Source organism: Pseudooceanicola endophyticus (genome assembly GCF_018760365.1).
Classification (GTDB): Bacteria; Pseudomonadota; Alphaproteobacteria; order Rhodobacterales; family Rhodobacteraceae; genus Pseudooceanicola; species Pseudooceanicola endophyticus.
In genome coordinates, this window is the sequence record NZ_JAHIAB010000003.1 from 1 (window position 1) to 26621 (window position 26621).

A 26621-nucleotide genomic window follows, 5' to 3' on the forward strand; every position below is an offset into this window, starting at 1 on the left:
ACGATCAGGGAAAAGCGTGACCTGGTCCCGGTCGATACCATTGATGAAACCCGCCATCCCTGTCTCCTGCCGCCTTGCGAAAGCTTACCACGGAACAGCGTTTCCACACAGCCTCGGCCGTGAGCCCCCGCACGCCTGGCGCGACAGGGTAAGGGTCCCGCCGCGCCGCCGCATGACGGCTTTGAGCCCCAAACTGAACGCGTCGACATTGTTTGAGTTCATTGTTGCAGCATCGGCAGGCCAGTTACAACAGGCCCTATCCAGACATCGGGCAGCTTTCGCTAGCCATACCCTCTTCCATCTCGCCGCGTTCGGTGCGTCAGTGCTTCGGTCGCAAAGTCCATCGGGGATGTGGAGCTGTGGTAATGCCGCGAGGCCAAGGAAGAGTATCGCCAAGCAACCGAGAATTCGTTGGCACAGAACCTGTAAAAAAATTAGGTGTACGAATAGCGTTTTGACGCAGGTAAACAGGTCAATATGACTATACTCCAAGACCATGCGCGAATTCCGTAACACAGTCTTCCGGTTTCACCTCATCAGTTTCCTTCACTCACGTCCGCATTCTGGTGATTGTCATCAGCGCGAACATCCACCGTAACGTCAAGGTCGCGGAAATCAGAGTTCGTGCCTCTGAAACTGCCTGAAACCGGTGAAATTTGATGAATATTCCGGGCAACAGCGACGGACACAAGATTTGCGGAACCGAAAGATCTATTCGTTGGATCGAAAGGTATCCATCCCGCTCCTGGGACAAAAACCTCCACCCAGGCATGGGTTGCGCCCGCCTCGGTTGTCCCGATCCTGTTTTCGAAGGGATCGAAGAGATAACCTGAGACAAGCCGCGCTCCGAACCCCAATGTTCGGACAGCCTCTGCATAAAGTACGGCGAAGTCACGGCAGGTGCCCCAGCCACGGTCCAGCGTCTCGAGCGGGCCCTGTGTGCCTTCGGTTTCGCGTCCCTGATAGGCGATCCGCGTCGTGATCGCATTGCTGACGTCTTTTAGAAGGGCCAGCGTGTCGGTTGGCCTCGCCGCAACGATAGACCTGACCCAGCCTTGCAGACGCTGCGCCTGATCTTCGTACTGCGGTAGGATGAGCACGCCGAGGTCAGCGCTTTCGTCGGGCGAATAGATGAAAGGATAGGATGCTGCAGAGACCGAGATTGGAAAGACCGGCCAGACGGGCGCGCGCAGATCAACGTGGGACTGTGACAGGATTTCCAGTTCGCACGCCCGGGATCGGAAACTGGCCGAAGCCACGACATTGCCGGCCACGTCATGCGACCAGTCGATGACCGCCTCAGGCCGAATATCGAGTCTGAATGACAGCAGCCTCAGGTCGGGGGTTTCGCGGGGGCGCAGCATCATCCGGTGTGGCGCCAGATCCACGGCATTGTGAAAGCGATACCGTGTCCTGTGGATGATCGAGAGATGGGTCATGGCGAAATCACGACGACCGCCCACCGCGCTGGCGCCCGGTCGACCCGCGATCCGGAACGGAGCTCCGCCAGGCACTCGACCCCTTGCAGCGAGGGCAGATCCGGTGTCCGAACCCTTCGCTCGCAAACGGCTTGCGACAGGACATGCACAGGTGTTCCGCCGCAACGTCCGCTTTGGCAGGCACGATCGTATCGTCCAGTGATGTGGGGCGCCCGTCCGTCACCTGCCGTCTCCTCCTCGCACCGCTGCCTGCGCAGCGGCGGCCTTTTGAGCAAGGTGTTCGCCTGCAAACCTCATTCACCGATACCCGGCCGAGGTGTGCCCGGTCGAGGTCCCGGTTCGGGAACAGCCGTTTGCGGCACCGACATGACCGATGAAGCAGGTCGTTCGCGCCCGTGTACACGCGACGGAAGACGCATCCTGTAGAGGGTCCTGATCTCGTGTTCCGACACACCGTCCGCCAGCATGACGAGGCGAATGAGCGGGTCGGACAACATCCGCTCGACGAAGGCTGCCGTCGGTTCACTGTCCCGATCCCGGCCTTCGGCGCCATCGCTCCCGGTTGCGGGCAAAACCCGGCTGACGCTGCATCCTACGAGATCCGGTCGCCGCAGGGCGTCAAAAGACCTGGCTATCTCGTCCTGTCCCGTGCGGGGAGCGGCGCGGCCGCCGGACGCCTTGCCCGATGAGGCAAGACTGGCGGCGAGGCACTCGCCGGACATGCGCGGAAGGGTTGTCATATCGACGTGAATGTTCACCTGAAAAATCCTTGGAAATGGTGGAAGGACACTGCCAATGGGCAAGTGCCCATTGCTGCGACGGTCCGTGGTCTCTGGCCCTGAAGGTCAGGTATCGGGGATGTCGGGCCTTTCGCCGTGAACGTCCTGGGTCCACACCTCAAACCCGGACAGGGTTCCCGGCCCGAAGATCTGCGTCAGCGGCACGTCTGCGGCATCCCTGCCGCGCGCCACGAGAATGCGCCCGGTGCGCCGTTTATTGTTTCGCGGATCGAACACCCACCATTGGCCGCCCAGATAGACCTCCATCCATGCAGCGAAATCGTCGTCGGCATGGGGCAGTGGTTCGCCGATCTCGCTCAGGTAGCCTGTGCAGTACCGGGCCGGGATGTTCATGCAGCGACACAGCGCGATGCCGAGATGGGTGAAATCCCGGCAGACCCCGAAGCCTCCGGCCAATGTCTGCGCCGCGGTACGGGTTGCGTCGGCCTTCATGTAGTCGAAGGTTATGGTGTCATGCACGTAGTTGCAGATCGCCTGCACCCGCGACCAGCCCTGGTCTGTCTTTCCGAACAGTTCCCAGGCGCGTTCCGACAACAGGTCGGTATCGCAGTAGCGGCTGCCCAGCAGGTAGACGAGCGTATCGAAGGGCAAGTCCTCGACCGCATGTTGCCGTGCATCGGGGCAATAGGGGTCGGGATCCCCTGCATCGCGGAAAATCCCATCGGTCTTCAGGGTGAATTCGCCAGCAGGGGCCACCATGCGCGTACACCAGTTGCCGAAGCCGTCGCGGTAGCTTTCGAGCGGAACGCTGGGCTGGGTCACGAGGTAATCCGCGCGCTCCAGGTCGCCGAACCGCGAATAATGCACATTCAGCAGCGCGATCAATGGGGTCGGCTGGGTCAGGGTGTGGGTGATGCGGCACCCGATATTCATGCGCAGCGCCGACGCGCCGTCACCCATCGACGAGAGGCGGGTGTCCTTGTTCACGGACGATCCTTTCAATACCTCGCAAGAGGTCGTTGCAGTTGTTCGATCAAGGGCGAGGCAGCAAAGGTCTGCCTGACAGCCATCCCACCGGGCACGTCCACACGGGCTCGGCAGATGTCTGAGGATGGGGTCGTTCTACGGAAACGAGCAGCGCGGTGAGAGCTCTGGTCGTAGGATAGCGATTGCCGGACAATCGGCGGGGTCCGCTCTTCCTTCAAACCCTCAAAACTTGGGATACGCACGTCGTGCTTGAACAATATATAGGAAGTCTCGCCTGAATTACAACGGCGCTGGCTGTAAAGATCAAAGGCCTCTGATCGTCCTACGTCTCCGATCATCGTATCCGGGCGCACGGTATGATCTTTGAGGAACGGAGCCGCCTTGCCTCGGTCACGGGTTCAGCCCGCAATGTTCGTCACGGGACGTGGGAATGGCCTTTGGGGATGTTTGGCTTTTCCGCCATGTTTTCTCGAAAAATGTCACCGACACGAAAGAGAACCGGAACGCATGTGCCCCCGAGCCGTTGGCCTAAGTATCGTATAGCGCGCTGGTGCGGGCTGCGTTGCTGATCTCCTGTAGCATAGGAACGCCCGCATGATCGACAAGAGCCTGACGATCCTCGTTGTCGAGGACGAGCCGATAATTCGCATGGACCTGGCGCTCGGTCTTGCGGATTTGGGATACAACGTTCTGGAAGCGGGAGATGCAGCAACAGCACTGCGCGTCATGGACGGCAGCGATGCCGTCGACGTGCTTGTCACCGATATCGACATGCCCGGCGAAATGAACGGTATCGCCCTCGCGACGGAAGTGCGGCGGCAGTCTGACAGTTGCCGGATCGTCATCATGTCGGGTGGCACGCCTCCCGCACCTCATGCCTTGCCGCAACACAGTCCGTTTCTTGCGAAACCCCTCGCAGCCACGGACATCGTTGCAGCGCTTGTTCGGATACCGTGATTTCAGGCAGGCTTGGCTGGCATATGGAGGGTGAAGGTCGTGCCTGCCTCCGTTGAAGACGACACATCGAGCCGTCCGCCGTGCGCCAACGCGATCTGTGACGCAATGTAAAGGCCAAGCCCAAGACCTTGAAGGCTTTTCTGCTTGCTCTCATTGCGTGAGAACGGCTGAAACAATGACACCTGTACCTCCGGCGGGATCGGTGTGCCTTGGTTCGTGACGCTGGCAACCAACTCACCGTCGCGCTCTGCGATGTCGACCGTAATGGGTTGATCGGGGGCACCGTGGGCCACGGCATTTCCCAGAAGGTTCGACAAAAGCTGGCCAAGCCGCTGCGGATCGGCGACCAGAGCGCGCGGCAAGTCGATCGAAGGCAGGACCGGCTGACCGGCAACCTGCTCGATCTCGCCAATCACGTCGCGGAACACCGGCACAAGATCGACCGGCACGGGCGCATTCACTTCGATGCCAGCGCCAAGGCGGCCACGGGCAAAATCCATCAGGTTGGCTATGATCTGGCTTGCCCGCGTCAGCGCACGCTTCATCTCCAGCACCAGCACCGCCCGGCGTTCCGGCGAAAGCTCGCGCTTCTCGATCATCCGCAAGCCGGATGTGACCGCGGCGATCGGATTGCGCAGGTCGTGCCCGACGATGGCAATGAACTCTTCCCGCAGCCGTGCGGTATCGCGTTCGGTCTGAAGGCTGGCGCGACCCTCTGCGATCTCCTGCCGTCCCCTGGCAAGTTCGTCCTGGCGGTCGAGCTCGCGGGCGATTGATCTGGCAAAGATCGTAAAGAGCTGTTCTGCCTGCGGCCCGATCTCTTGCGGGTCGGGGTCGATGGCACACAGGGTGCCCCAGATACTGCCATCGCTTCTGATGATCGGAACCGAGATGTAGCTCTTGAATCCGTATTGCCGGGGCGTGGGGTGATCGCGGTAGACCTCGCTGTTATCCACATTCGAAACCATGATGCTGCTGCGGCAGGCCCGCACTTCGCGACAGATGGTCGATGCGACATCAAGTTCGTCGCCTGGCGTCAGACCGAAATTCACATGATCGCGGGACGCGCAGGTCAGCCAGCGGTCTTCGGTCACGCGAGCGACAGCAACAAAACCCATGCCCGTTGCCGTGCCGCAGGCATCGAGGATCATGGAAATATCCGAGACAAGATCGACTTGCCGGATACTTTCTTGAAGGGGATCAATATTGGGTAACACGTGCCTGGCCGGTAGAGTGGTTTCAGCTCAATTTACTTGACCTGATGACGAATTCCCACGGGCCAATGCGCGTCACCGGATGCCCGGCGCGCTTCAGGACGCGCGGTCGGGAACGAATCCGGCAGACAATGCCGCAGCGACGAAGGCGCTGCGTGCTTCCTTTACCGGACTCATGCAGTCCATGGCAGATTCAATCTTTTCCAGGGCTGCCTGACGCGCATCATCCACGATGGGCCAGTTGCGGCGCAGCCAGTGACGCGCCTTTTCGATCGTGCTGAAGCGTTCGGCGACACCATTGTGCGCCGGGTAAAGGGTGATCGGGGCACCCCATTGTATTTCAATCATTCTTCGTCCTTGTTTGGTAACGCGATCCCGGCGTTGCCTGCCCAGAAGGGCAGTCCGCAACGCGCTTCGAAAATGGAGGAGATCGCCTGTTCGGCGCGACGGCGGTCGCGCCTGGTCCCGCATCGGGGACATTGTCGGCTCCGAATACTCGGAACCAACCCTGTTATTCGGCCCCGGTATCCGGAGGCAGAGATGTTGCGACGCTCAGCTTGCCGCGTCGTCGGGTTCCGTTGCCGGTGTTTCGGTCGGTTTCGGCGCCACCGTTTGCGGCTTCGGTGCGCCAAACTTGCGATTGTAGGGACGTTTTTTCGCAGGCGTGCTCAGGAATTCCTTGAGATCAAGCTGCTTTTTCGGTTGGGAATAGCCCATTTCCGTCTCCTTGTGCTAAGTTGAGTACGATGAGCCGCACAAATTCATTCGGAGAATTTTGCGCGAGCAGGAACGTGGGAAGCGGCGGTGTGGAGAACGAGGATCAGTCGTCGTCGCCTTTGTCTCGATCCTCGCGGGCAGCCTTCAGGCGTGCCGTTTTCTCAGACCGGGCCAGAGCCTCGTCATCCAGCAAGCGCTTTGCGCTTGCGGTCGTCTTGTCAAGCGCAGTCATCGGCTCAGCGGCCTTTGCAGCCGCAGAGGAAACGGTGGGCGTCAAGTGCCGCCCACCGTTTCCCTTTTGAGCCGGAACACCTTTAAGCAGGTCTTCCAGCTTGGTCTTCACGCAAGCGCCAGGTTGGTGGCGGATTCGCGACCGTCACGACCGCTTTCGACGTCGAAAGTCACAGCCTGACCGTCTTCGATCCGGCTGATCCCGGCGCGCTCGACGGCAGAGATGTGCAGGAAAATATCTTTGCTGCCATGTTCCGGCTGAATGAAGCCGAAGCCTTTGGTGCTGTTGAACCATTTCACGGTGCCATTGGCCATATCCGTGGTCTCCTTGATAAACGCTGCCCACATAATCGCGGCAGCCCGGCGTAGTCGATCCAAGCCGATCAACCGAAACCAAGCCATTGGCGGCGGAATAACGAAGAGAAGAAACCTAAGCATCTTTCAGTTAGTGCTCGCCTGACAGATTTTCAAGGGCCTACGTGCAATAGTGCTTGTCGCTGAGCCCAGACCACGGGTCGGGAGCGCGCAGATCTGCTGTTGATTGGGCTTCGGTCCAACGTCGGCGGCTGGGCCGGAAACGCGAGAGGTACGGGGCGCCGAGAGCCGCACCCACTTCCTGCGCATCACTGCCATTTGTCCAAGACGCAGCGGAGGTCGGCTATCCGCCCTCTCTCCTGAGGGCCTTTGCAACCGCAGCGCATATCGAGCACTCGCGGCGAACGGCAAAAAGGTCCGCTCTGCCGACCTTTGGTCCTCCGCAAATGCTGCGCGATGGACGAATGGCCGGTCTGGTGAAGCTGCACCGCGGCGATCGGTCAGGGACTGAACGGCAGGTCTGGGCCGGGGATCGCGCCATATGGCCCAGCCAGGCTTGGCACACGGCGCGCTGCTGCGCCGCATAACTGCCCGGGCGCATAACTGCCCGGGCGCAGAGCTGCCCGCCGTACGCGACGCAGCGTGAGGCCGCCCCCATGGTGCAGGAGTTGCACAGGTTTGCGATCAGATGAGGGTGATGAGGCGCAAGCGCTGGCTTTCCGGCTTGTATTCCAGACCCACCAGAGCACGAAACCAACGTTCAGTGGCCGTAGGGCGTGCCTCGATCATGATGTTGAAGCGGCTAACGCCGTGTGCGTCATCCTGCACCATGCTGTAGATGTAGTTGTGGCTGATACGTTCACTGATCATTTCCCTCAACTGGTCAAGGTTGCCGCCGAGCAGCCCCAGGCCTTCCAGGCTCTTGGCCTTCTCGGTTGAGAGATACTCAAACTTTCGAGGGTCGATCTCGATGTCGCAGTTCCCCAACGGAAGAGCGACGGGGCTGATAGCATTGAGAGAGAACTCGGTGTCCGCCTCGTAACCTTGAACCACGGGACGCTCAATCTTGTAGCTCAGCAGAAGCATGAACTGTGTCCCGGGAATGCTGCGCACTGTGTAACCGGCCTTCTTGAAGCCGAAACCGACCAGATCAATGTTCTCAAGCGCGTCGCGATCGTCTTCGTGCTGGCCGATGATTGTTCCACGGAACTGCACGTAGGCGTTGCCTAACTGTGTGGATAGCCACGCCTTAAAAATTGAACTGAAGGTCGTGTCGACGTGGCCGACATAGCAAGGGTAGTCCTCGAATCCCCCGTGAATATTGGCCAACATCTGGTCGGTAAGGTTGTTGACGTAGACAGCGTAGAGCATCGGGCTCTCGAATTGGCGGCCTCCCACTCGAACAAGCTGTTCGTCGGCCTGCTTTAATGCTCCCCAGCGGCGCTCGTCTGTAATGTCAGCGTGCAGCACGGAATGGCTACTTTGCCTGCCAAACAGGCGGAGGAGCCGTTGATGGACCGGGTAGTGGTATGAATCAGATGACTCGAAATCGATGTTAAAGAGGAATGCGGCCTCGTGGCGGTCTTGCTGGGGCACCAGCGCAGTTCGTAGTGCATCGTAGTCCACGCCTTTTTTCGCAAGCAGGGCAGACGTCGAGCGAGCAATTCCCTGGATTTCTCGGTGCATCCATTCCGGCGTCATTTTGAAATGGTCTCGAAGCACTTCGAGAAAGATGTTGTTGCGAGCGTCGAGGGTGTGAACGGTGATGCCCATGATCTGTCCCGTTTCCTTAGTGACCATTCCTAGCGCTTTTCGATCGACTATAGGAGCGGGACGAGTGGCACCTTTGTCCTGCGGAGCTGATCTTGGCGTGCCGGACTTTGCTGCACGATGCCACGGATGGCCGGTTTGGGGAAGCTACGCTGCAGCGGAGCCAGCTTGGTGAAGGTCCGGTGAGGGCCGGGTCAATCAAATTCACACCTGTCACTCGGACGCGATCATGATTGAAGACTGTGCCAGCTCTGCCGTGACTGAATGCCGAGGCGGCAGGTGCTTGTCAGCTCCGTCTTGTGGGAGTCATTCATCGATCAGGGCCTCATACTCCGACACTACCCTGTTGAGCATCGCGCAGAAGGTAGTGCGCTCATCCCCAGCAAGTGGGTTCCTGTCAAGTGAGAATGTGGTGCCGCGCATGACATCTAGGACACGTATTTGTTGAGCGGAAACACGTGGTAATGCCTGTGAGCATACCCATAGAGCAATTGATGCGGCCTCATCTGAGATCACGGGGGTGTGGAAGAAGTACGGATACACAAAATACTCATCACCGCGACCATCGACAACGGAAAGCAGGTTCTCAACTGTTATCGAAATTCCGGTCTCATGTAGTTCAACACGTCCGAAGTGGCGTGCGCCTTGCTCGTAAGGCGCGTTGGTCCACCTCCGGCGCTGCCCCCACCAGAGTAGAAACCCGTCACGTAACTGGGGGTACAGGTTTGCGCGTCGCGGATTCGCCTCGATGCGTGCTTCGGTGTCCGTAGATAGATCGCCGAGCCCGAGAGCGTGCTGCTTGGCATCGCGCCAAAAAGGCCCATAGAAGTCACCGCCGCCTTGGTTTGCTCCGTTTTCTCTATTGCGTTCGGCTCGAATGAATGTACGTAACTCTCCGCGGAGTAGAACTTGATCGGCAAACGATAGTTTTAACGCCTTTCTTAGGGAAAGATCCGAAATCGACATAGCAGCTCCACAGTGTAACTTTCGCAATTGGTGACCAGCTTGCTGATTCGAGCAAGTTAAAGTTGCAAATAGGGAGCGGATCTGCCCTCCAACTGCGGCTTATTGCTCTCTACTGGGTTCCTAAAAGCGCCAGATTATGACGACAAAAGAGCCATCCCAAAACACAACCTATCTGCGTGTGCCGCCGCCTCCGCACCAATTTCATCGACCTCTAAGGATTTTTTCGCAGAATGCCGCTCTTGGAACAAAAGATATCCATCAGTGGGATTTGGCAGTTACATCGCCCAGGATAAAAGGCTGCTTTGGGGCTGAGACAGGCGTTCCGCAGCGCCCGGCGTGGAGGTCGGCAGAGGGCCGGCTTTGGGCTTTCATGGCGTTTGGAGCGAACGTGCGCACTGAGCTAGCACCAAGATCCTAAGCGTCGGGTAGCTCATCAGATTTTTGATCAAGGGAGGCACCGGTTGTCGTTGCTCGGTGACTCGGCTCTGCACATTTGGGTGTCAGTTGATTGGTATCGCCAGATGTTAATAGTAGACCTATTGCAGATGAGGAACCGAGCATGACCCGAGAGCCATTCTACGAAGATCCAGCAGGAAATCAGACGCTGGAAGAAATCGAAGCATTCCTTCGCTCAAGAGTCGTTGGTGATGAGGTTGCGATCCACAACCCCCAAGGCGGACCAGGGCTTTTGTGTATCTTGCTGGCGACGGTTACAGTTGTTCGCCCCCGCGGGCGGCTTTGGACGGACAGACCCGCTTTTGTCGGAGACAGTCGCTGGTTCGTAAAATCCGGCAAGAATTGTGGCGCGCCAACTGGACAGTCGCGGCTGGTTATCCCGACCAAAGAAGTAAGGCGGTATGCAACAGAGCGCCGGTTCGCTCTCGATTTCCGTCCATTTTCATAATAGCGTGCTCAAGCAATTCTTATGCACTCGGAGTGCGTTGCTGCAACTTGCCAAGTCCGGTTTGGGGCAGCTGCGCCGCAGCTAGGCCCAATCTGGCGAATGACGGCGACGGCCCGGAAGGGAAAACGTGTCAAAAATGATGCGCCGCATCTCCGCAAATCGGCTATGGAGACTAATGCGGCCATTACTATTTGTTGGCTGTCGAGGAATCTCATCAGAGATCAGCAGCTAGAAAACTTGAAAGGACGTTTTTTGAATCTTCCGATCGTAAACACCTTCGATCCCCCCTATGAATTATGGGAAACTAGGCCCGCAACTCTGGAGGAAATGATCGCCAATGAGGGGCCGGGCGATATTAAGGTTAGGATGGTGTCAAGTATTTCTGACGCCCGTGAGGCTGCGGAATACATTGCCAGAGTCGCTGTCGACAATGGTTTTAGCAATCACATCGAAACTGCGCTGAGTAATAGTAACGCGTACAAAGCATGGCTGAGCGCAATGCCTTCTAGAACGCCCGCCGAGCTATCCCGCTACCAAAGGGAATTTCCGAGAAGCGACCTTTCTGCGGCTTCCCGGGAAGTCGACCAGCACGGCAGTACCCTTAGTCCTGGACAGTGCTTGTTTCACGGCGGGCTGTGGCCGGGCGGTCGCTGTCTGATTACTGAACGCCCGCTTTCCACGTCGCTGTGCCCCCAAGTGGCCTTGAGGAACGCAGAATACAATGCAAAGGCGTATGATGCAGGCCGGCTCGACCTGCTTGTGCTCCGCGTAAACAATCCGAAGACCAAAGCCTTTGTATTCAAGCGTACAGGCACGAATCTCGGTCATGAAGTCGAGGTCCTGTTGGCATCAGGCGCAATCCTGACATTGAGGGCCGAAACTCTCATTCGCTGTACCTACCCAGCCACGAAAGTCGATCACCCCAAGAAAGAGATTCCGATTTATGTCCTGGAGGTCGAGGTCTCGTAAGTGGTCGCTAAGCGAGCGAAGCGCCGTCAACGGTAACTTTGTCCGCCCGGCCGTCCTTCTTCCCCTGGAAATGCTGCACGCTGGACGAAAGGCCGGTTTGGTGAAGCCGCACCGCGGCGATTAGCGAGAGACTGAACCGGGTCTTTGGGCCGTCCACGCCCCGCGAACACGGTTCACCTGGGCGAGGAGCCGGTCGCGCCGCCGCATGACCGGTTCGAGCCCAAAGGAACGGATTATGCTCGGTGCATGAATGACTGCTCGTTCGGAAGACGGCCCAAAACGTGACATAGACAAAGGCCGTTTCGCCAAGCGTTTGTGGCACAAGATTTTTCAACGTTTCGCGCGATCACGCTGAGCCTGACCAAAACGACCGTACTTGGCGCCGGCGATAATGACTGTCTTAAGGGAAAAGATTTTGGACGAAGGTTTTTTTGCCTGACTCTTCGCTGTTCCTGCGGCTACAATCCATTGCGCGACAGTTTAGGGACAATGAAATTGTGAGCAGAGACGACTACCTCGCCAACTCACGAGCGGCGGGCATCTACATGCAAACTTTCACTCGCGAGCGTCAGGGGGGCTTTAGCGAGACGGCGCGTGAGTCGAGCCCTCGCAAAGGCTGGAATGGAGAGGGCGTCGATGAGGCCCACGATGTCGCGATGTCCCTATGGCACTACACGGATGAGCACTTTCTGAACTGCAGGATTCCAGAGGACTATGGCTCGCCTGAAGCATTTGCAAGCGCCCTTCAGTCCTTTCGCGGCTGGCTCATACGCGTGAGGGATCAACTGCAAGAGATCATGGATCAGGCGGGCGATCGCATCGCCTTAACCGTTCCGATCACATTCAATCACGTGAAAGATACGCTATTCGCCACTGACGAAACACTCCAGCAACTCGCCGAGGCCGGTAAGGAACTGCCGGGTGGTGTAGCCGCTGTATTCGGTGCCGCGCCTACGCCCATGGAAAAGGTCCAAGAGATCGCGAACCGCTTCCCTAGTGTCGTCGCGCGTATGAGGACGCGTCGCAGTACTCGCCCGCCTCTAGAGATCGCCGACGAGTACGATGTTCAGTATCTGTTTCAAGCACTTCTCGGTGTTCCCTTTCTAGACGTTCGCCCAGAAGAGCCAACGCCTTCGGTTGCCGGTGGAGCGGGGAGAGCGGACACGCTCCTTAAACCCGAACGCATCGTTGTCGAGTACAAATGTACGCGCCACAACCTGGAGGCCAAGGAGCTGCGCAAGCAGATTGCCGACGATTTCCTCCTCTATGGGGCGCAGGCGGAGTGCGATCGGCTCTTCGTGTTCGTCTACGATCCAGTCCAGAAGTTGGAGAACCCAGAAGGGTTCGAGGATGACCTCACGCGGACCATTGACGGGTTGGATGAGGTTCGGATTGCGGTTCGACGCTAAGTGGGTCCTTCCATCACGTCCCAAAGAACTCAGACGTTACTGACACAGACTAAAACCACCGTTTCTGTCCCAGACCAAACCGACCGTTTCTGCCGCCCAGCCTACATCAAAGAGGACCTCGGCGCAGCTGCAGCTAAAGCCCGGTTTGTCCGCCCTGCCGACCTTCATCTTCCGAAAATGCTGCGCGATGGACGAATGGCCGGTCTGGTGAAGCTGCACCGCGGCGGTCGGCCAGGGACTGAACGGCAGGTTAGGGCCGTTCACGTCGGTCGCCGGTCCGATGCGGAAGGGGCGGGAGAGTAGCCACTTTGCTGCGCCTTGCCTGGATGACTGCTCCGGGCTGGGTATGCCCCGGCCCGTTTGCGTGAACGCGACCGCGTTGGTGCTATGTGTGCAGGTTGGCACTCGGCCATTGGACTAGCCGGTTCAACTCCGTTGATGGTAGATAAAATAAGCGCTCGTCCGCGGCTCTTGCTATCCGAATTGGTCGAAGCGAGAAGTGCAGCACAAAAAATGTTGAGGGAATTTAATGGACGTAAATGAATTTATCGGACTCGCCAAGTGGATGAACGACCGCGTGAACCCGGCGATGTCGTTGTATGAACAGTTGGCCAAGTCGATGGAGCAAAATACGTCCAATGGGAGCAAGGTGCCACTACGTGAGCATCTGGACGCCGTGCAGAATGCACTGCTCAAAATGCCCCTATCACAACTGAGCTATCAACAGACTGATCTGTTGGACGAAATGGAAGTTGGCGACCTGCTCGGCGCGAAGGGCTGGCGCTTCGTTGAACGCACCGTGAAAGAAGGCAACTACGATCCAGCCAGTGCCGCCACTGACATTCGTAAGGCCAAGCAGCGCCTGGACAGCGCACTCCAACAGTTTAAGAAGATTCGTCTGTCACTATCCGAGGTCGGCATTAAAGGCGAACCGGATTACGAGACATCTGATAAGGTGACGGTTCGTGTTCGCTTCAAGGATGCTGTCGAGATCGGAAACGTGACCCAGCTCAAAAAGTGGTCCACCGAATGGTATGATATCTCTCGTGGCTTAGCCATGGCAGCAGGTGAGCGGCCAGAGGATGTTGAAGTAAAGGGAGCAAGCACAGGCTCACTGATTTTAATCCTTGGAACGACTCTCTCTGTGGCGAGCATCATTGCCCTAATCATGAAGCAAATTGCTTCCACGGTGAAATCGTCCATGGAGATTGCGCATACTCTCCAGGACTGGAAAATGCGTAAGGTCGCTGATGCCGAAGTGGAGCGAGTGCTCCTCGCGCGGCGCAAGAGTGTCGAGGATGGTGGCGTGCAAGACGCCCTCGAATTGGTCCGTGAGAAGATCGGCGAGCGCATTGCAGGCGATGTTGAAAACGCGCTCAAAAAGTCTATTGAAAAGATGTTTCGGTTCACCTCCAAGGGCGGTGAACTGGATATGTTGCCTCCACCTAAGCCTGCCGATGACGAGGAGTTGGACGATACGGTAGCAGAAGCCATCAATACGATCACCGAAAACGTCGAAGAGATGCGCACGCTCAAGGCCGCCACCCAGTTACTGATTGAGGATCAGGCAAACGACGCACCAGATAAAGAAGCGGATGATGCTGAGGCAGGGGAATAGCTGCCCGGATGCCCGGAAAGCGCCGTCCTTCCAGGGCTTCCTCAACGTACTCACAGGTCTGCTTGGACGAGCCGCGCCGCAGCAATGTAGCGGTATGTTGAAGTCCGCTTTGGGCCGCCTTTGCCGAGCAGTGCCGCTCATCTTGGCGTCCGGAAAGATGCTCTGCCGCGGGTCTGATCAGAGGTGTTTTGACCTCATGATACGCGTCCGGCTGAGTGCTGCGGCAACGCAGGGCCGCAGGAAAGGTGGGCCCAAAATGGATGCTGCAGCTTAAGGTTGACAGTCAGCTCTTCGGTCGGGGTTGCCCTTTGCCGCTTGACGCCGCGAACATAGTTGTTGCGAATGAAATGAAGCTTCGTAGTCGCGGTGTCATCAGGCGGTCGCGATAATAGACCAGCCACATCGGACGCTCACCCAAATACCAGGTCGGCAAGAGGCGGACCAGATCGTCAGCCTCCAGATCACGTTGCACCAGAATCTCTGGTTGCATGATCAGGCCAAGTCCCGCCTTCGCGGCACTGTGCAAAGCTTGACCATTGTTTACCGTAATCATCCTCTTGGGCGCGACCTCCACAGCTTCCTCATCTTTCGTAAACCGCCAAGGAGTCGACGCGGAGGGCGTGAAGGCAATCGCTTCGTGACGATTCAGGTCCTGAGGATGTTCAGGCGTGCCCATACGGGCGAGGTGCCCGGGTGAAGCACAAACAATCATCCGATAGGGCGCCAGTGGCCTGGCGATCAAGCTGCTGTCCGGCATTGAGCCAATACGGAAGACAAGATCAAACCCTTCCTCAACCAGATCGACGTTGCGATCAGTCAACGCGATGTCGATTTCGACATCGGGAGCGCTTTCCCTGTAACGACCAAGTGCGGGCATCAGCGCTTCCGAGCCGAAGGTCGTGGCGCAGTGATCCGCAACCTGCCTAGCGCCCGCACCTGCTGCAGCTCGGTCGCGGCCTCGGCAAGTGCGATCCGTTCGAGGATATCCTTGCATTGCTCGAGGTAACTGGCGCCGAACGTGGTCAGGCTTTGTCTCCGCGTTGGCCGATTCAGCAGGCGAATTCCGAGATGGGACTCGAACGCGGCCAGTTGTTGGCCGACCATCGCGGGCGATAGCTGGAGTTCTGAGGCCTCCGCGCTCATCGATCCAGCCTGCACCGTTGTCACGAAGGCCCGCATCCCGCGAACAAAATCCATTTAATGAAAATCCCATAAAGACCTCAAAATTTATCGCAGATTATCTGCTTTTGCTTTCAAGATTATGGTTCCCAAAACGAAAGACCAGAGAGCCGTGGCGCCCTGCGCTGATGGCCTCGCGACCCAAGGGAGATTCATATGACCGAGACCGCGATAGAACGGGGACGGCGCCTGTCTGAACAGTTCAGCCCCGGAATGGAGGCGACGCTCGAGGCACGATACGGGCATCTTTTGCCCGACATGGCCTCCAGCGTGGTGAGCTATGTCTACGGCCAGCATTACGCCCGGCCCGGCCTGGCCTTGCGCGACCGCTACCTTGCGACGATTGCCGCACTTGCGGCGCAGGGCGACCAGACCGCCGCTCAGCTCAAGATCAATATCGCGGCCGGATTGAAGGCTGGCCTGGCGCAGAGAGAGATCGCCGAAGTGATCTGGCAGATGGCCCTCTACGGCGGCCTTCCGGCATCGATCAACGCTTTGAACACGTCGATCGCCGTTTTCTCTGAACAGGATGCCTTGATCGGCTGAGACATGGCGCCAAGCGGGAGGACTTGCCCTTCTGCGCCCCATTTTCAAAGGAGCTTGAACATGGATCTGGGATTGAAAGGAAAGCGCGTCGTCATAAGCGGTGGCAGCGCAGGTATCGGGGCCGAGATCGTGAAGCTCTTCGCCCAGGAAGGATGCCGCGTCGACTTCTGCGCGCGCGGGAACGACAGGATCATGGCACTCAGCGAGGAGATAAGCGCCTCGCTCCACCCCGGCATGGGCCGGGTGTCGGGAACGGCGCTCGACATGACGGATCGCCAGGCTGTTGCGGATTGGCTCGATGGCATCGGAACTTTCGACATTGCAGTCGCCAATGTCAGCGCGCTTTCGGGCGATTGCGAGCGAGCACTTGCGACCGATCTGCGCAGCACGGTCAACCTGCTTGAGGAAGCCTCGGGTCGGCTCGCGGATGGTGGTGCGATCACCTATGTCGGCTCCAAGGCCAGCGGCATCGCCACACCGGGGTTCGAGGTTTATGGTGCGATCAAGGCGGCCATGGTGCACTATGCGAAGTCGACCGCCGGCAAGCTGATTTCAAAAGGGATTCGTGTGAATGTCGTCACGCCCGGCGATACCTTTGTCGAGGGCGGCTTTTGGGATGGGATCAGGCACAATGCGCCCGAGGCGTACAAGGCAGCCATTGCGGAGAATCCCCTCGCTCGCTTGGCAAGGCCGGAGGAAATCGCCCGAGTTGTGGCATTCATTTCCAGCCCCTCCGCGAGCTTCGTGAGCGGCGCCAACTGGCATGTCGATGGTGGGGCGCCCCCCCATGTGCAGCAGTAGCCGGCGGCGTAAGGATGCGACGCATGTCCGAGGCTGCCGTTCGTTTCTATGCGGCATAGAGCTGCTGCCAGGCTTCTGATCGGGGATGACAGGCGCGCCAGAGGTCGAGCGGTTGGCGCGCATATCGGCAATGTTCGCGCCGCTGACCTCAGCCGGTCAGACCATGCTGCAGATGCCACAGATGGCCGATTTGGGAAAGCTGCTCTCCGGCGATGTGCAACCGGGGGAATGGCCGCATCGGGCCGCGGACTTGGCGCGCTCGGGCGGAGGGCCTGCTTCGCCACCGCATGACCGGTTCGAGCCCTTTCCAAGCCCCTTACGTCATTGGCTACCGCACCATCGAGGTCGCGACAAAGGGTTAATTCGCTGCTGTGAGATGCTCCCGGAGGGTTGTTGTGCCATTCGCGAACAAGGCAACCCCGCCAAGGGTCTCGGCAATCCGGTCGCCGATGTAGCGGCCGACGGTCAGGCCAGCCGAACGCATCAGCATGGTCGTGACCCTGATCGCAATGGCTATGATAAAGATATCACCTGCAAGAATGCGAAAAATACGCTGACCGCCATGGCATCGATTGATGTGCCGATTGCTGTAATGATCGTCGCCCCAAAGAAGGTGGATCGAGGTTCATCATCGGTGCGGGTCCGGGTCCGGAGCGCCATGTGAATGCTGACCTCTGCGAGCAATGCGAAGGCGATCCAATGATCGACCTCGGCGACATACTGCGAGGCCGCAACGCCAGCCAGCCCACAAGAGGGGTGATGGCCGCGATCACGCCGAAGATTGCCCCGGTGCGCAAAGTCATCGCAAGTCCGGGGCGGCCCTCCGTTGGGCCGTCGCCGATGGAGGTGACGAATGCGTCAATCGACATCGTGATTGCCAGCACGCCAATGGAAAGTGGAGACATGGATGACTTCATTAGGGCCGTGCCGGGCGATGGATGGACCCCGCTCGTAGAGCCACCTCGCCACGGTCTTGCAAAGCCCGTTGGGGGGGCATGCCACGCGGATTTCCACGATTATGTTGACATGACCCCCGCCACGAAAGCGGTCGCCATTCCCCGATGCCATCGCATAAGGAGCTCCCGCCGCAAAATGTCACGTTGTTTCGAGATATTAAAATGAATCTCATTCACAGATGCGCGGGAGTAAGAAAACAGAACGCCGGGCGATGATGCAACGGATTTGGATCCGTTCAGCATGTTCGCTTCGTCCCCTCGGCTGACCTTGCGCTGTCGGTCCATGCTGCACGACGCCACCGATGGCCGGTTTGGGGAAGCTGCACCACAGCGGGCCCAATCCGGCGAGTGTCCTGTGTGGAAGGCTCCCGCATGGCAAGTCGTAATTGATCTCGTGTACCTTTTCAGAAGCGGTCGCGAGCCGGGCCGGTTTTCCCTGCAACAGCTTCGTCAGCCAGGGATCGGCACGCTCGGGATGAGTGGTGAGCTGACGCACATGCGATGTCATCTCGACAAAGACAAGCTGGCGCAGGTACCGGTCGCCCATCCATTGCCCGGCAGGGCATTGCGGCACGCAATGCCCCGAGAAGGGGGGTGATCTTTCCCAACCGCTCCTTGCCACCGCTGGAGTGGTTGCGTGGTGTCAGACCAAGCACGCCGCAAATTCCCGACCACTCTTGAACTGGTGACCCGACCCGATCGTGGCGGCCACGGTCGAGGCGGTCACTGGTCCGACATCCCGCTGCCCGACAGCACATGCGACGCATGTGCGAGAGGGGGAATGGTCTGCAGGAGTTGCGCCTGGCGGCTGAGACGCGCCTGGATACGCATGGTGATCTCGTACCAGCGAAGGCGGTTTTTCAGCTCGACCAGTTGACGGCTGAGAACCCGCAGAACGTCCTGGGCAAGCTCTGGGAACCCGGACATCCCTTTCGCAAAATCGATGGCCCGCGCAACGCCCCGGGCGATGGCGATCCCGAACTCAGCAGCCAGGCTTCGGAGCATATTGATCAGCTGGGGGCGCTGCCGAACCACGAAGTCCAGTGCGCGATGCAGGGAGAGCAGCGCCTGCTGGTCCGCGGATTTGATCTCGACAAAGCGCATCGTCGGCCGCGTCTGCGCTGCCGCGCGTCCTCCGCCTTCGGATGATCCCCCGGATCATCCGATCGCTGTCGCGACCGTCTTCAGACCCTCGCAAATAGCTTCTGCATCGACAGCATCGGACTTGCCCCGTTTCACGTAGGGTTTGACGTACATCGGCGGCATCAGCCGGACAGTATGACCGAGCTTCGTAAGCGCGCGGCCCCAGTGATGGCTCGATGCGCAGGCTTCGATGCCGATGGAGCAGGAGCCATCCACCCACTCTGCTTTGAGGCGCTCAAGGACGAGATGCGCATCTGCTTCAGCTGCTGTGAAATTTCCTGCCCGGTGCCTTTGTTGGCAACGCCCTGCTTTACCAGCCGTGCCACTGGGAGTTGATCTTGGCAACTTGGCGCGCTGAAGACTCCGGACCAGCGACGAGCTTTGAGCGTACCCATAGGAACGTCTCCACGAACGAAGGCCCGACCTCGCGTTGGAAGTGCCGGGCTTTGATGCTTCTCGAAGACAGGTAGGACAGCGATCCGCTCTCGGCGAATGACGGCTTCGACGGGCCGCGGCGCTCCGGTATCGCGATCCGAGGCTGCAAGTCGGCTCAGCGCCGGGAAGCAGCCGGTCAGGGATGACCTTACATCTCTCGGCCCAGATCCGCTTCAAGCGCACTGATGCGGGTCGCGCCTGGCAAGCTGGCACGTTTGTTCTTGTGACGGCCTGCTCCGGTTATCAGTTCAGAAAGGGGCCGCCCGTCTCCGGGCGGCCCCAAGGGACTTTACAGAAGGGCGAGAACCTTCTGGGCCGCAGCGTCGGACGATGCCGGGTTCTGCCCGGTCACCAGACGGCCATCAGCCACGGCATGAGGCTGCCAGTCGCCGACGCATTCGAACTCGGCACCAAGCGCGCGCAGCGTCGTTTCCAGCAGGAACGGCACCTCCTTCGTCAGGCCCACGGCCTCTTCCTCGCTGTCGGTGAAGGCCGTGACCTTGCGGCCCTTCACGATGGAAACGCCGTTCGCATCGACGACCTTCGCGAAGGCCGCCGGGCCGTGGCAGACCGAGGCAACGATCTTGCCGCTGTCCCAGGCCTTGCCAATGACCTGGGCGGCAAAGGGGCTTTCGGCCAGATCGAACATCGCCCCGTGGCCGCCGGGAATGTAAAGCGCATCGTAGGTGGTGACGTCCTCGTCCTCGAGGCGCCCGGGCTTTGCCAGAAGCGCCTTTGCCGTCGCATCGGCGCGGAACCGCGTGACCGAGGCCGGGGCCTCCTCGGCGGGCACGTCGGAATTCGGGTCGATGGGAACGGGCTTGCCGCCCAGCGTCACCAGCGTGACGTCGTGGCCCGCATCGAGGAAGGCGTAATAGGGGCTTGCCAGCTCTTCGTACCAGACGCCGGTGGGCTTGCCGGTATCCCCCAGGACATCGGCCGCGGTGGACAGGATCAGAATACGTGCCATTTTCAAGGCCTCCTTGCAGTGTTCGGACCGTTCCGCCAGGAGCACCTGCGGAACGTCTCCGGACTGATATGGGGTAAGACCCACAAATCGAGAAATTGATGCACGCCATGTCAGATATCGATTAAATGGGTGAATGACCGCCGATATATCCCTTCTGCGCGTCTTCCATGCCGTGATGGAGGAACGCAATGTCACCGCTGCGGCGCAACGCCTTGGCCAATCGCAAAGCACGGTCAGCGCGGCGCTTGCGCGCCTGCGCCTTGCCCTCGGGGATGAGCTTTTCCTGCGTGCCAGATACGGCGTCGAGCCGACCGAGAAGGCGCTGCAGATCGCGCCGGACATTGCCGCCGGGCTGGACCGGCTTGAACAGGCGTTCCGGGCCGCCGAACCCTTCGTGCCCGCCCAGAGCACGCGGCGCTTCCGGCTGTTGCTGGGCCCCTATGCGGAGGTCGTGCTCGTCCCGCTTCTGGCGGCGGCCTTTGCCCATCACGCCCCCAGGGCCGAGCTTGAGATCGTGCCGATCGGACCTGATCTTGATCCCCGATCCCTTGCCGGGCAGACGTTCGATCTTGCCATCGGACGGTTCTCACCGCCACCGCAGGACCTTGTGGTTTCGGATCTGTTCACGGACGGGTTCCGCTGCATCGTCGCGCCCGGAGCCCTGGCGGAAGGCGCGGTCCTGGACCGGGACCTGTATGAGCAACTGCCGCATGTGGTGGTGTCACCGCCTGGAAAATGGCGCACCGGGCTGCACAAGCTGACGGCCGATGCGGGGCTGCGCCGCAATACCAGTGTCATCGTCTCGCATTTCCTGACGGCCGCTTCCGCGGTTGCCAGCGTCGGCGGTATCGCCACCGTCCCGGCCCGTATCGCCGGCATGGTTGCCGCGCCTTACGGGCTTCGAAACGTGGCGGTCCCGCTGGACCTCGGGACCTTTCCGACACAGATCGCCTGGCACCCGCACAACAGGAACGATGCGCGCAACATATGGCTCCGAGACCTGTTGAAGGCCATTTCATCTGAAGAAGACCAGTGAGGTACCTGCCAAGGGGGGCTTGGTTGGCCCTTGGTGAGGCCGAAGTCGGACCGCAGTGACCGCTTCGGGGCGCGGGCACTGCGCCGCAAATGACCCTGCCCGGGGGGAAGGCGTCCATCACCAGACCGCAGAGGGGATCGGTTCCGGGCCTCGGTCGGCATTGCACCGGCTGCGACGGACAGGGCAGTTTTCGGATCGGATTTGGGGGGGCTTCGGCACAAGGGGGCGACTTAAGGCACCGAAGGTTCGGCGCGCTTCCGGAAAGCTTCGGATTTGGGGGCAGGGGCGCCTGAGTTCAAATCTCGCCTTTTCCATCAAGCGTGGGATTTGCCCCTTTCCTGCCTGCCGTTGCGCAACCGCGCGGGGCGCGGACGCTTGTCGCGTTGCCCCGGGGCGCATTTGCCTGTCCAATGGGCCCAGATAGCCAGGCCCCGGACGGCCAGCCATCCAGTTTCCCTTCATTCCTTCCTTCCGGCCCCAGGCCGATGACCGGAGACCCATATCCGATGACCAAGACCGAGACCCTTCCCCGGGGCATCCTGCGGGATCGCCCCGACCGCTACGGCCTCGTCTCGAGGCTGTTCCACTGGTTGCTGGCCGCGATGATCTGCTGGCAGCTGCTGGGCATGATTCTGAAGGTGACGCTGGGCCGGGTGCCCGTGGCGGGCTTCTTCGTCAGCCACCACCAGCAGCTGGGCAGCGTGATCTTCTGCCTGGTGGCCCTGCGGCTGGGCTGGGCACTGCTGAACCGCGGGCATCGTCCCGGCCATGGCGCCGGCCTGGCGGGCATGGCCGCCCGGTTGGGGCAGGGGGCGCTCTACCTCGTCATGGCGGCGGTGCCCACCATCGCCGTGCTGCGGGCCTGGGGCGGCACGCGGGGCTTTGCCCCCTTCGGCTTCGAGATCTTCGCCCCGCGCGAGGTCGCGATCGGCTGGACGCGTGCCCTGGGCGAACTGCACGGGCCGCTGGGCTGGGCGCTGCTGGTGCTGATCGGCGGCCACGTCGCCATGGCCCTGCTGCACCAGCATGTGCTGCGCGACGGCACGCTGCGCCGCATGGTCTGAGCGCCGCCCGGGGTCCCGCCGAAGCAGGGGTGATTCGCCCCGTGCTTCGGCGTTTTCGTCGGGGAATGACTATATATTGTGTTGATGACCGATTATCCCCTACGCATATGGTAGGTCGCCGCAAAAAAAATTTGGTCCCCCGCGCCTGAGCGCAACCCTGTGGACAAATTCCGGCACAAGATTCAGGGTGCCGCCAACCTGACTGAATCCCAACAGCTTTTTCATCCCCACGGGGGATAGCCGAAATGCCCCTGTCTGGGGGTATGTCGCAACGTCCGCGGGGGCGCGGACAAAGCGGAAAAACCCGGTTGACCGAGGCGGCAGCTATCCCTCAAATTGTGACATATAGAGGGGCGGCCACTAGATGTAGTGGGTGAAAAGCGCGCCACGACAAGCCTGACCAAAGCTGATTTCCGCTGTGTGGCGGTCGGCGCGTGCTGTTTCGCAGCCCGCGAGGTCAGAAGGCATGTCCGGCGATCCCCCGAAACGTGTGTGCGGGACGGGCCCGAGGCCAGTCCGTCCCGGTTCTGGGTCTGGTTGCAACGGGGTCATTCGAGATGAAGATCGAGCGCAAGTTCACGGAAGCCGGGAAGGACGCCTACGCGGGCATTCCCTTCGTCACCACCACCTCCGAGATCCGCAACCCCGACGGCACCGTCGTCTTCCATCTGGATGCGCTGGAGGTTCCCGAAAGCTGGAGCCAGGTCGCAAGCGACGTCATCGCCCAGAAGTATTTCCGCAAGGCCGGCGTGCCCTCGCAGACCCGGCGCGTGCGCGAAAAGGACGTGCCCGAATTCCTATGGCGCTCGGTCCCCGCCGAGGGCGCCGAGATGGGCGGAGAGACCTCCTCCAAGCAGGTCTTCGACCGGCTGGCCGGCGCCTGGGCCTACTGGGGCTGGAAGGGCGGCTATTTCACCACCGAGGAAGACGCCCGCGCCTATTTCGACGAGATGCGCGTGATGCTGGCCACCCAGAAGGCGGCGCCGAACTCTCCGCAGTGGTTCAACACCGGGCTGCACTGGGCCTATGGCATCGACGGTCCGGGGCAGGGCCATTACTACGTGGATTACAAGAGCGGCAAGCTGACCCGCTCGGCCTCGGCCTATGAACATCCCCAGCCCCATGCCTGCTTCATCCAGTCGGTGAAGGACGATCTGGTGTCGGAAGGCGGCATCATGGATCTCTGGGTGCGCGAGGCGCGCCTCTTCAAGTACGGCTCGGGCACCGGCACCAACTTCTCTTCCCTGCGTGCCGCGGATGAGCGCCTGTCGGGCGGTGGCAAATCCTCCGGCCTGATGGGCTTCCTCAAGATCGGTGACCGGGCTGCGGGCGCGATCAAGTCGGGCGGCACCACGCGGCGCGCTGCCAAGATGGTCATCGTCGATGCGGATCACCCCGACATCGAGGATTTCATCAACTGGAAGGTGAAGGAGGAACAGAAGGTTGCCTCCATCGTCGCGGGTTCGAAGATGCACGAGCAGAAGCTCAACGCGATTTTCGACGCGATCCGGAACTACGACGGCGAGGACGGTGAGCAGTACGAGCCCGCGGAAAACGCCGCATTGAAGACGGCGATCCGCGCGGCCAAGAAATCCGCCATCCCCGAGACCTATATCAAGCGCGTGCTGGACTATGCGCGCCAGGGCTATGCCAGCATCGAATTCCCCACCTACGACACCGATTGGGACAGTGAAGCCTATGCCAGTGTGTCGGGTCAGAACTCCAACAACTCGGTGCGCGTCACGGATGCCTTCCTGAAGGCGGTCCGCGACGATGCCGACTGGGAGCTGATCCGGCGCACGGACGGCGCCGTCGCGAAGACCATAAAGGCGCGCGACCTGTGGGAAGACATCGGCCATGCCGCCTGGGCCTGCGCCGATCCGGGGATCCAGTTCCACGACACCGTGAACGCCTGGCACACCTGCCCGGAAGACGGCGCGATCCGGGGCTCCAACCCGTGTTCGGAATACATGTTCCTGGACGACACGGCCTGCAACCTCGCGTCGATGAACCTGCTGACCTTCCTTAAGGACGGCCAGTTCCAGGTCGAGGATTACCTGCACGCCACGCGGCTCTGGACGCTGACGCTGGAAATCAGCGTGACCATGGCGCAGTTCCCGTCGAAGGAAATCGCGCAGCTGTCCTACGACTTCCGCACCCTTGGTCTGGGCTATGCCAATATCGGCGGGCTGCTGATGAACATGGGCCTGTCCTATGACAGCGACGCGGGCCGGGCGCTGTGCGGCGCGCTGAGCGCGATCATGACCGGCACCGCCTACGCGACTTCCGCCGAGATCGCGGCAGAGCTTGGCCCCTTCTCGGGCTATGCGCGCAACGCCGATCACATGCTGCGCGTCATGCGCAATCACCGTACGGCAGCGCAGGGTCTGTCCGAGGGCTACGAGGGGCTGGCCGTTCCCCCGGTGCCGCTGGATCACGCGAACTGCCCCGATGCCACGTTGGTCAAGGTCGCCATGGCGGCCTGGGACGAGGCGGTGCGGCTGGGCGAACAGCACGGCTACCGCAACGCGCAATCCACGGTCATCGCGCCCACCGGAACCATCGGTCTGGTGATGGATTGCGACACCACCGGGATCGAGCCTGACTTCGCCCTGGTGAAGTTCAAGAAGCTTGCCGGCGGCGGCTATTTCAAGATCATCAACCGCTCGGTGCCCGCAGCCCTGGCCAAGCTGGGCTACGGCCCGGCCCAGGTCGCGGAAATCGTGGCCTACGCGGTCGGTCATGCCTCGATCGGCAACTGCCCGGCGATCAACCCGACGGCGCTGGTCGGCCACGGCTTCGGCCCGGTCGAACTGGCCAAGATCGACGGCGCGCTGAAATCGGCCTTCGACATCCGCTTCGTCTTCAACCAGTGGACCCTGGGCGAGGACTTCTGCCAGCAGACCCTCGGCATCCCGGCGGAAAAGCTGAACGATCCCGCCTTCGACCTGCTGCGCCACCTGGGCTTCACCCGGGCCGAGATCGAGGCCGCGAACGATCATGTCTGCGGGACCATGACGCTGGAAGGCGCACCGCACCTGCGCGAGGAACACCTTGCGATCTTCGACTGCGCCAACCCCTGCGGCAAGAAGGGCAAGCGCTTCCTGTCGGTGAACAGCCACATCCACATGATGGCGGCGGCGCAAAGCTTCATCTCGGGCGCGATCTCCAAGACGATCAACATGCCCAACAACGCCACCATCGCCGACTGCAAGGCGGCCTATGAGCTGAGCTGGTCGCTGGGCATCAAGGCCAATGCGCTTTACCGCGACGGCTCCAAGCTCAGCCAGCCGCTGGCCGCGGCGCTGGTCGAGGAGGACGACGAGGCCACCGAGGTGCTGGAAACCGGCACCCCGACCGAGAAGGCCGCCGTGCTGGCCGAGAAGATCGTCGAGAAGATCATCGTCAAGGAAGTGGCCCGCGGCCGCGAGAAGATGCCCGAGCGCCGCAAGGGCTATACCCAGAAGGCCATCGTCGGCGGCCACAAGGTCTACCTGCGCACCGGCGAATACGAAGACGGCACCCTGGGCGAGATCTTCATCGACATGCACAAGGAAGGCGCGGGCTTCCGGGCGATGATGAACAACTTCGCCATCGCGGTTTCCGTGGGTCTGCAATACGGCGTGCCGCTGGAAGAGTTCGTCGATGCCTTCACATTCACCAAGTTCGAACCGGCGGGGATGGTGCAGGGCAACGACAGCATCAAGAATGCCACCTCGATCCTGGACTACATCTTCCGCGAACTGGCGGTCTCCTACCTGGACCGTACCGACCTGGCGCATGTGAAGCCCCAGGGCGCCACCTTCGACGACATCGGGCGCGGCGAGGAAGAGGGCCGTTCGAACCCGAAGGACCTCAGCGAAACGGCGGCGACGAAATCGCTGGAGGTGCTCAAGCATATCTCTTCCACCGGCTACCTGCGCAAGCGCGTCCCCCAGGAGCTGATGGTGCTGAACGGCGGCAGCTTTGCCGAGGTCGCCAGCGTCGCCCAGACCGTGCGCACCACCACCACCCTCGCCTCGGGCGCCACCTCGATGGATGCGCGCACCAAGGCCCGGATGCAGGGCTACGAGGGCGAGGCCTGCGGCGAGTGCGGCAACTACACGCTGGTCCGGAATGGCACCTGCATGAAGTGCAACACCTGCGGCGGCACTTCGGGGTGCAGCTGATGCGCGACGACGGGTGGGGCAGCGGCGCCAAGCCGCCAATCAAGGCAAGAAGCCCCGGGACAGGGGCGACCAGCAGGAAAGGCCGG

The 26621-nt window shown here is 60.5% G+C and carries 26 protein-coding genes and 1 pseudogene; 10 read left to right on the plus strand and 17 right to left on the minus strand.

Annotated features, from left to right (window positions below):
• Positions 1-536: 536 nt before the first annotated feature.
• The 3 genes from KM176_RS06380 to KM176_RS06390 all read right to left on the minus strand — a co-directional run bounded on the left by KM176_RS06380 (position 537) and on the right by KM176_RS06390 (position 3118).
• Positions 537-1439 (minus strand): transglutaminase family protein, encoded by a 903-nt coding sequence (locus KM176_RS06380; protein WP_160892571.1) that lies wholly within the window; start codon positions 1437-1439, stop codon positions 537-539.
• A 293-nt stretch (positions 1440-1732) separates the two neighbouring features.
• A complete protein-coding gene (locus KM176_RS06385) occupies positions 1733-2197 on the minus strand; it encodes a hypothetical protein (RefSeq protein WP_160892573.1) in 465 nt (154 codons plus the stop codon).
• A gap of 87 nt (positions 2198-2284) precedes the next feature.
• Positions 2285-3118, minus strand: coding sequence for a transglutaminase-like domain-containing protein (locus KM176_RS06390; RefSeq protein ID WP_375372118.1), 834 nt, complete (start codon positions 3116-3118; stop codon positions 2285-2287).
• Positions 3119-3760: 642 nt separating this feature from the next.
• Between KM176_RS06390 and KM176_RS06395 the strand changes: the two genes are divergently transcribed.
• The gene (locus tag KM176_RS06395; protein ID WP_160892575.1) at positions 3761-4123 is read left to right on the plus strand and encodes a response regulator; all 363 of its coding nucleotides are present in this window, start codon (positions 3761-3763) and stop codon (positions 4121-4123) included.
• 2 nt (positions 4124-4125) lie between these two features.
• On the opposite strand, the gene KM176_RS06400 is transcribed toward KM176_RS06395, so the two are convergent.
• From KM176_RS06400 to KM176_RS06430, 7 genes are all read right to left on the minus strand, one after another.
• Positions 4126-5274 carry a GAF domain-containing sensor histidine kinase gene (locus tag KM176_RS06400; protein ID WP_160892577.1) on the minus strand — a complete coding sequence of 383 codons (1149 nt, stop codon included), beginning with the start codon at positions 5272-5274 and terminating at the stop codon, positions 4126-4128.
• A 159-nt stretch (positions 5275-5433) separates the two neighbouring features.
• Positions 5434-5685 carry a DUF982 domain-containing protein gene (locus tag KM176_RS06405; protein ID WP_160892579.1) on the minus strand — a complete coding sequence of 84 codons (252 nt, stop codon included), beginning with the start codon at positions 5683-5685 and terminating at the stop codon, positions 5434-5436.
• A gap of 204 nt (positions 5686-5889) precedes the next feature.
• Positions 5890-6054: a hypothetical protein gene (locus KM176_RS06410; protein ID WP_202397741.1), complete on the minus strand. Its 165-nt coding sequence runs from the start codon at positions 6052-6054 to the stop codon at positions 5890-5892.
• A gap of 103 nt (positions 6055-6157) precedes the next feature.
• Positions 6158-6397, minus strand: a complete 240-nt coding sequence (locus tag KM176_RS06415) for a hypothetical protein (RefSeq protein ID WP_160892581.1) — start codon at positions 6395-6397, stop codon at positions 6158-6160.
• Complete coding sequence (locus KM176_RS06420; protein ID WP_160892583.1) at positions 6394-6600, minus strand: cold-shock protein; 207 nt, start codon at positions 6598-6600, stop codon at positions 6394-6396. The genes KM176_RS06415 and KM176_RS06420 overlap by 4 nt, the downstream gene beginning before the upstream one ends.
• A 684-nt stretch (positions 6601-7284) precedes the next feature.
• Entirely contained in the window at positions 7285-8373 is a 1089-nt protein-coding gene (locus tag KM176_RS06425; RefSeq protein WP_160892585.1) for a hypothetical protein, read from the minus strand.
• 303 nt (positions 8374-8676) lie between these two features.
• Complete coding sequence (locus tag KM176_RS06430) at positions 8677-9336, minus strand: hypothetical protein (protein WP_160892587.1); 660 nt, start codon at positions 9334-9336, stop codon at positions 8677-8679.
• Positions 9337-10339: 1003 nt separating this feature from the next.
• Here KM176_RS06430 and KM176_RS06435 point away from each other — a divergent pair.
• The 3 genes from KM176_RS06435 (at position 10340) to KM176_RS06445 (ending at position 14236) form a co-directional block, all read left to right on the plus strand.
• On the plus strand, positions 10340-11209 hold the full coding sequence (locus KM176_RS06435; RefSeq protein WP_160892589.1) for a hypothetical protein: 870 nt from the start codon (positions 10340-10342) through the stop codon (positions 11207-11209).
• Between the two features lie 497 nt (positions 11210-11706).
• Positions 11707-12618, plus strand: coding sequence for a PD-(D/E)XK nuclease domain-containing protein (locus tag KM176_RS25270; protein ID WP_160892591.1), 912 nt, complete (start codon positions 11707-11709; stop codon positions 12616-12618).
• A gap of 529 nt (positions 12619-13147) precedes the next feature.
• On the plus strand, positions 13148-14236 hold the full coding sequence (locus tag KM176_RS06445) for a hypothetical protein (protein WP_160892593.1): 1089 nt from the start codon (positions 13148-13150) through the stop codon (positions 14234-14236).
• Positions 14237-14519: 283 nt separating this feature from the next.
• Here the strand turns inward: KM176_RS06445 and KM176_RS24815 are convergent, their stop codons facing one another.
• Together KM176_RS24815 and KM176_RS24820 are read right to left on the minus strand one after the other, a co-directional pair.
• Entirely contained in the window at positions 14520-15113 is a 594-nt protein-coding gene (locus KM176_RS24815; RefSeq protein WP_236045203.1) for a LysR substrate-binding domain-containing protein, read from the minus strand.
• Positions 15113-15433 carry a LysR family transcriptional regulator gene (locus KM176_RS24820; protein WP_236045204.1) on the minus strand — a complete coding sequence of 107 codons (321 nt, stop codon included), beginning with the start codon at positions 15431-15433 and terminating at the stop codon, positions 15113-15115. Before KM176_RS24820 ends, KM176_RS24815 begins: the two co-directional genes overlap by 1 nt.
• Positions 15434-15571: 138 nt before the next feature.
• Between KM176_RS24820 and KM176_RS06455 the strand changes: the two genes are divergently transcribed.
• Positions 15572-15961, plus strand: coding sequence for a carboxymuconolactone decarboxylase family protein (locus tag KM176_RS06455; RefSeq protein ID WP_160892595.1), 390 nt, complete (start codon positions 15572-15574; stop codon positions 15959-15961).
• A gap of 60 nt (positions 15962-16021) precedes the next feature.
• Positions 16022-16762: an SDR family NAD(P)-dependent oxidoreductase gene (locus tag KM176_RS06460; protein ID WP_160892597.1), complete on the plus strand. Its 741-nt coding sequence runs from the start codon at positions 16022-16024 to the stop codon at positions 16760-16762.
• A 513-nt stretch (positions 16763-17275) separates the two neighbouring features.
• On the opposite strand, the gene KM176_RS25355 is transcribed toward KM176_RS06460, so the two are convergent.
• The gene (locus KM176_RS25355) at positions 17276-17446 is read right to left on the minus strand and encodes a manganese efflux pump (protein WP_375372117.1); all 171 of its coding nucleotides are present in this window, start codon (positions 17444-17446) and stop codon (positions 17276-17278) included.
• A 15-nt stretch (positions 17447-17461) separates the two neighbouring features.
• Between KM176_RS25355 and KM176_RS24830 the strand changes: the two genes are divergently transcribed.
• Positions 17462-17884 carry a hypothetical protein gene (locus KM176_RS24830; protein WP_202397742.1) on the plus strand — a complete coding sequence of 141 codons (423 nt, stop codon included), beginning with the start codon at positions 17462-17464 and terminating at the stop codon, positions 17882-17884.
• Between the two features lie 3 nt (positions 17885-17887).
• On the opposite strand, the gene KM176_RS24835 is transcribed toward KM176_RS24830, so the two are convergent.
• From KM176_RS24835 to KM176_RS06475, 4 genes and pseudogenes are all read right to left on the minus strand, one after another.
• A complete protein-coding gene (locus KM176_RS24835; RefSeq protein ID WP_160892599.1) occupies positions 17888-18265 on the minus strand; it encodes a hypothetical protein in 378 nt (125 codons plus the stop codon).
• Positions 18266-18441: 176 nt separating this feature from the next.
• Positions 18442-18822, minus strand: a complete 381-nt coding sequence (locus KM176_RS25405; protein ID WP_236045206.1) for a hypothetical protein — start codon at positions 18820-18822, stop codon at positions 18442-18444.
• Positions 18823-18903: 81 nt separating this feature from the next.
• Positions 18904-19065 (minus strand): annotated as a pseudogene (locus KM176_RS25410) (IS110 family transposase); the annotation flags it as partial.
• A gap of 520 nt (positions 19066-19585) precedes the next feature.
• Complete coding sequence (locus KM176_RS06475) at positions 19586-20266, minus strand: type 1 glutamine amidotransferase domain-containing protein (RefSeq protein WP_160892601.1); 681 nt, start codon at positions 20264-20266, stop codon at positions 19586-19588.
• A gap of 133 nt (positions 20267-20399) precedes the next feature.
• Here KM176_RS06475 and KM176_RS06480 point away from each other — a divergent pair, with 133 nt between their 5' ends.
• From KM176_RS06480 to KM176_RS06490, 3 genes are all read left to right on the plus strand, one after another.
• Complete coding sequence (locus tag KM176_RS06480; RefSeq protein ID WP_160892603.1) at positions 20400-21302, plus strand: LysR family transcriptional regulator; 903 nt, start codon at positions 20400-20402, stop codon at positions 21300-21302.
• Between the two features lie 506 nt (positions 21303-21808).
• Positions 21809-22366 carry a cytochrome b gene (locus KM176_RS06485; protein ID WP_160892605.1) on the plus strand — a complete coding sequence of 186 codons (558 nt, stop codon included), beginning with the start codon at positions 21809-21811 and terminating at the stop codon, positions 22364-22366.
• A 557-nt stretch (positions 22367-22923) separates the two neighbouring features.
• On the plus strand, positions 22924-26535 hold the full coding sequence (locus KM176_RS06490) for a vitamin B12-dependent ribonucleotide reductase (protein WP_160892607.1): 3612 nt from the start codon (positions 22924-22926) through the stop codon (positions 26533-26535).
• The last annotated feature ends 86 nt before the right edge of the window (positions 26536-26621 follow it).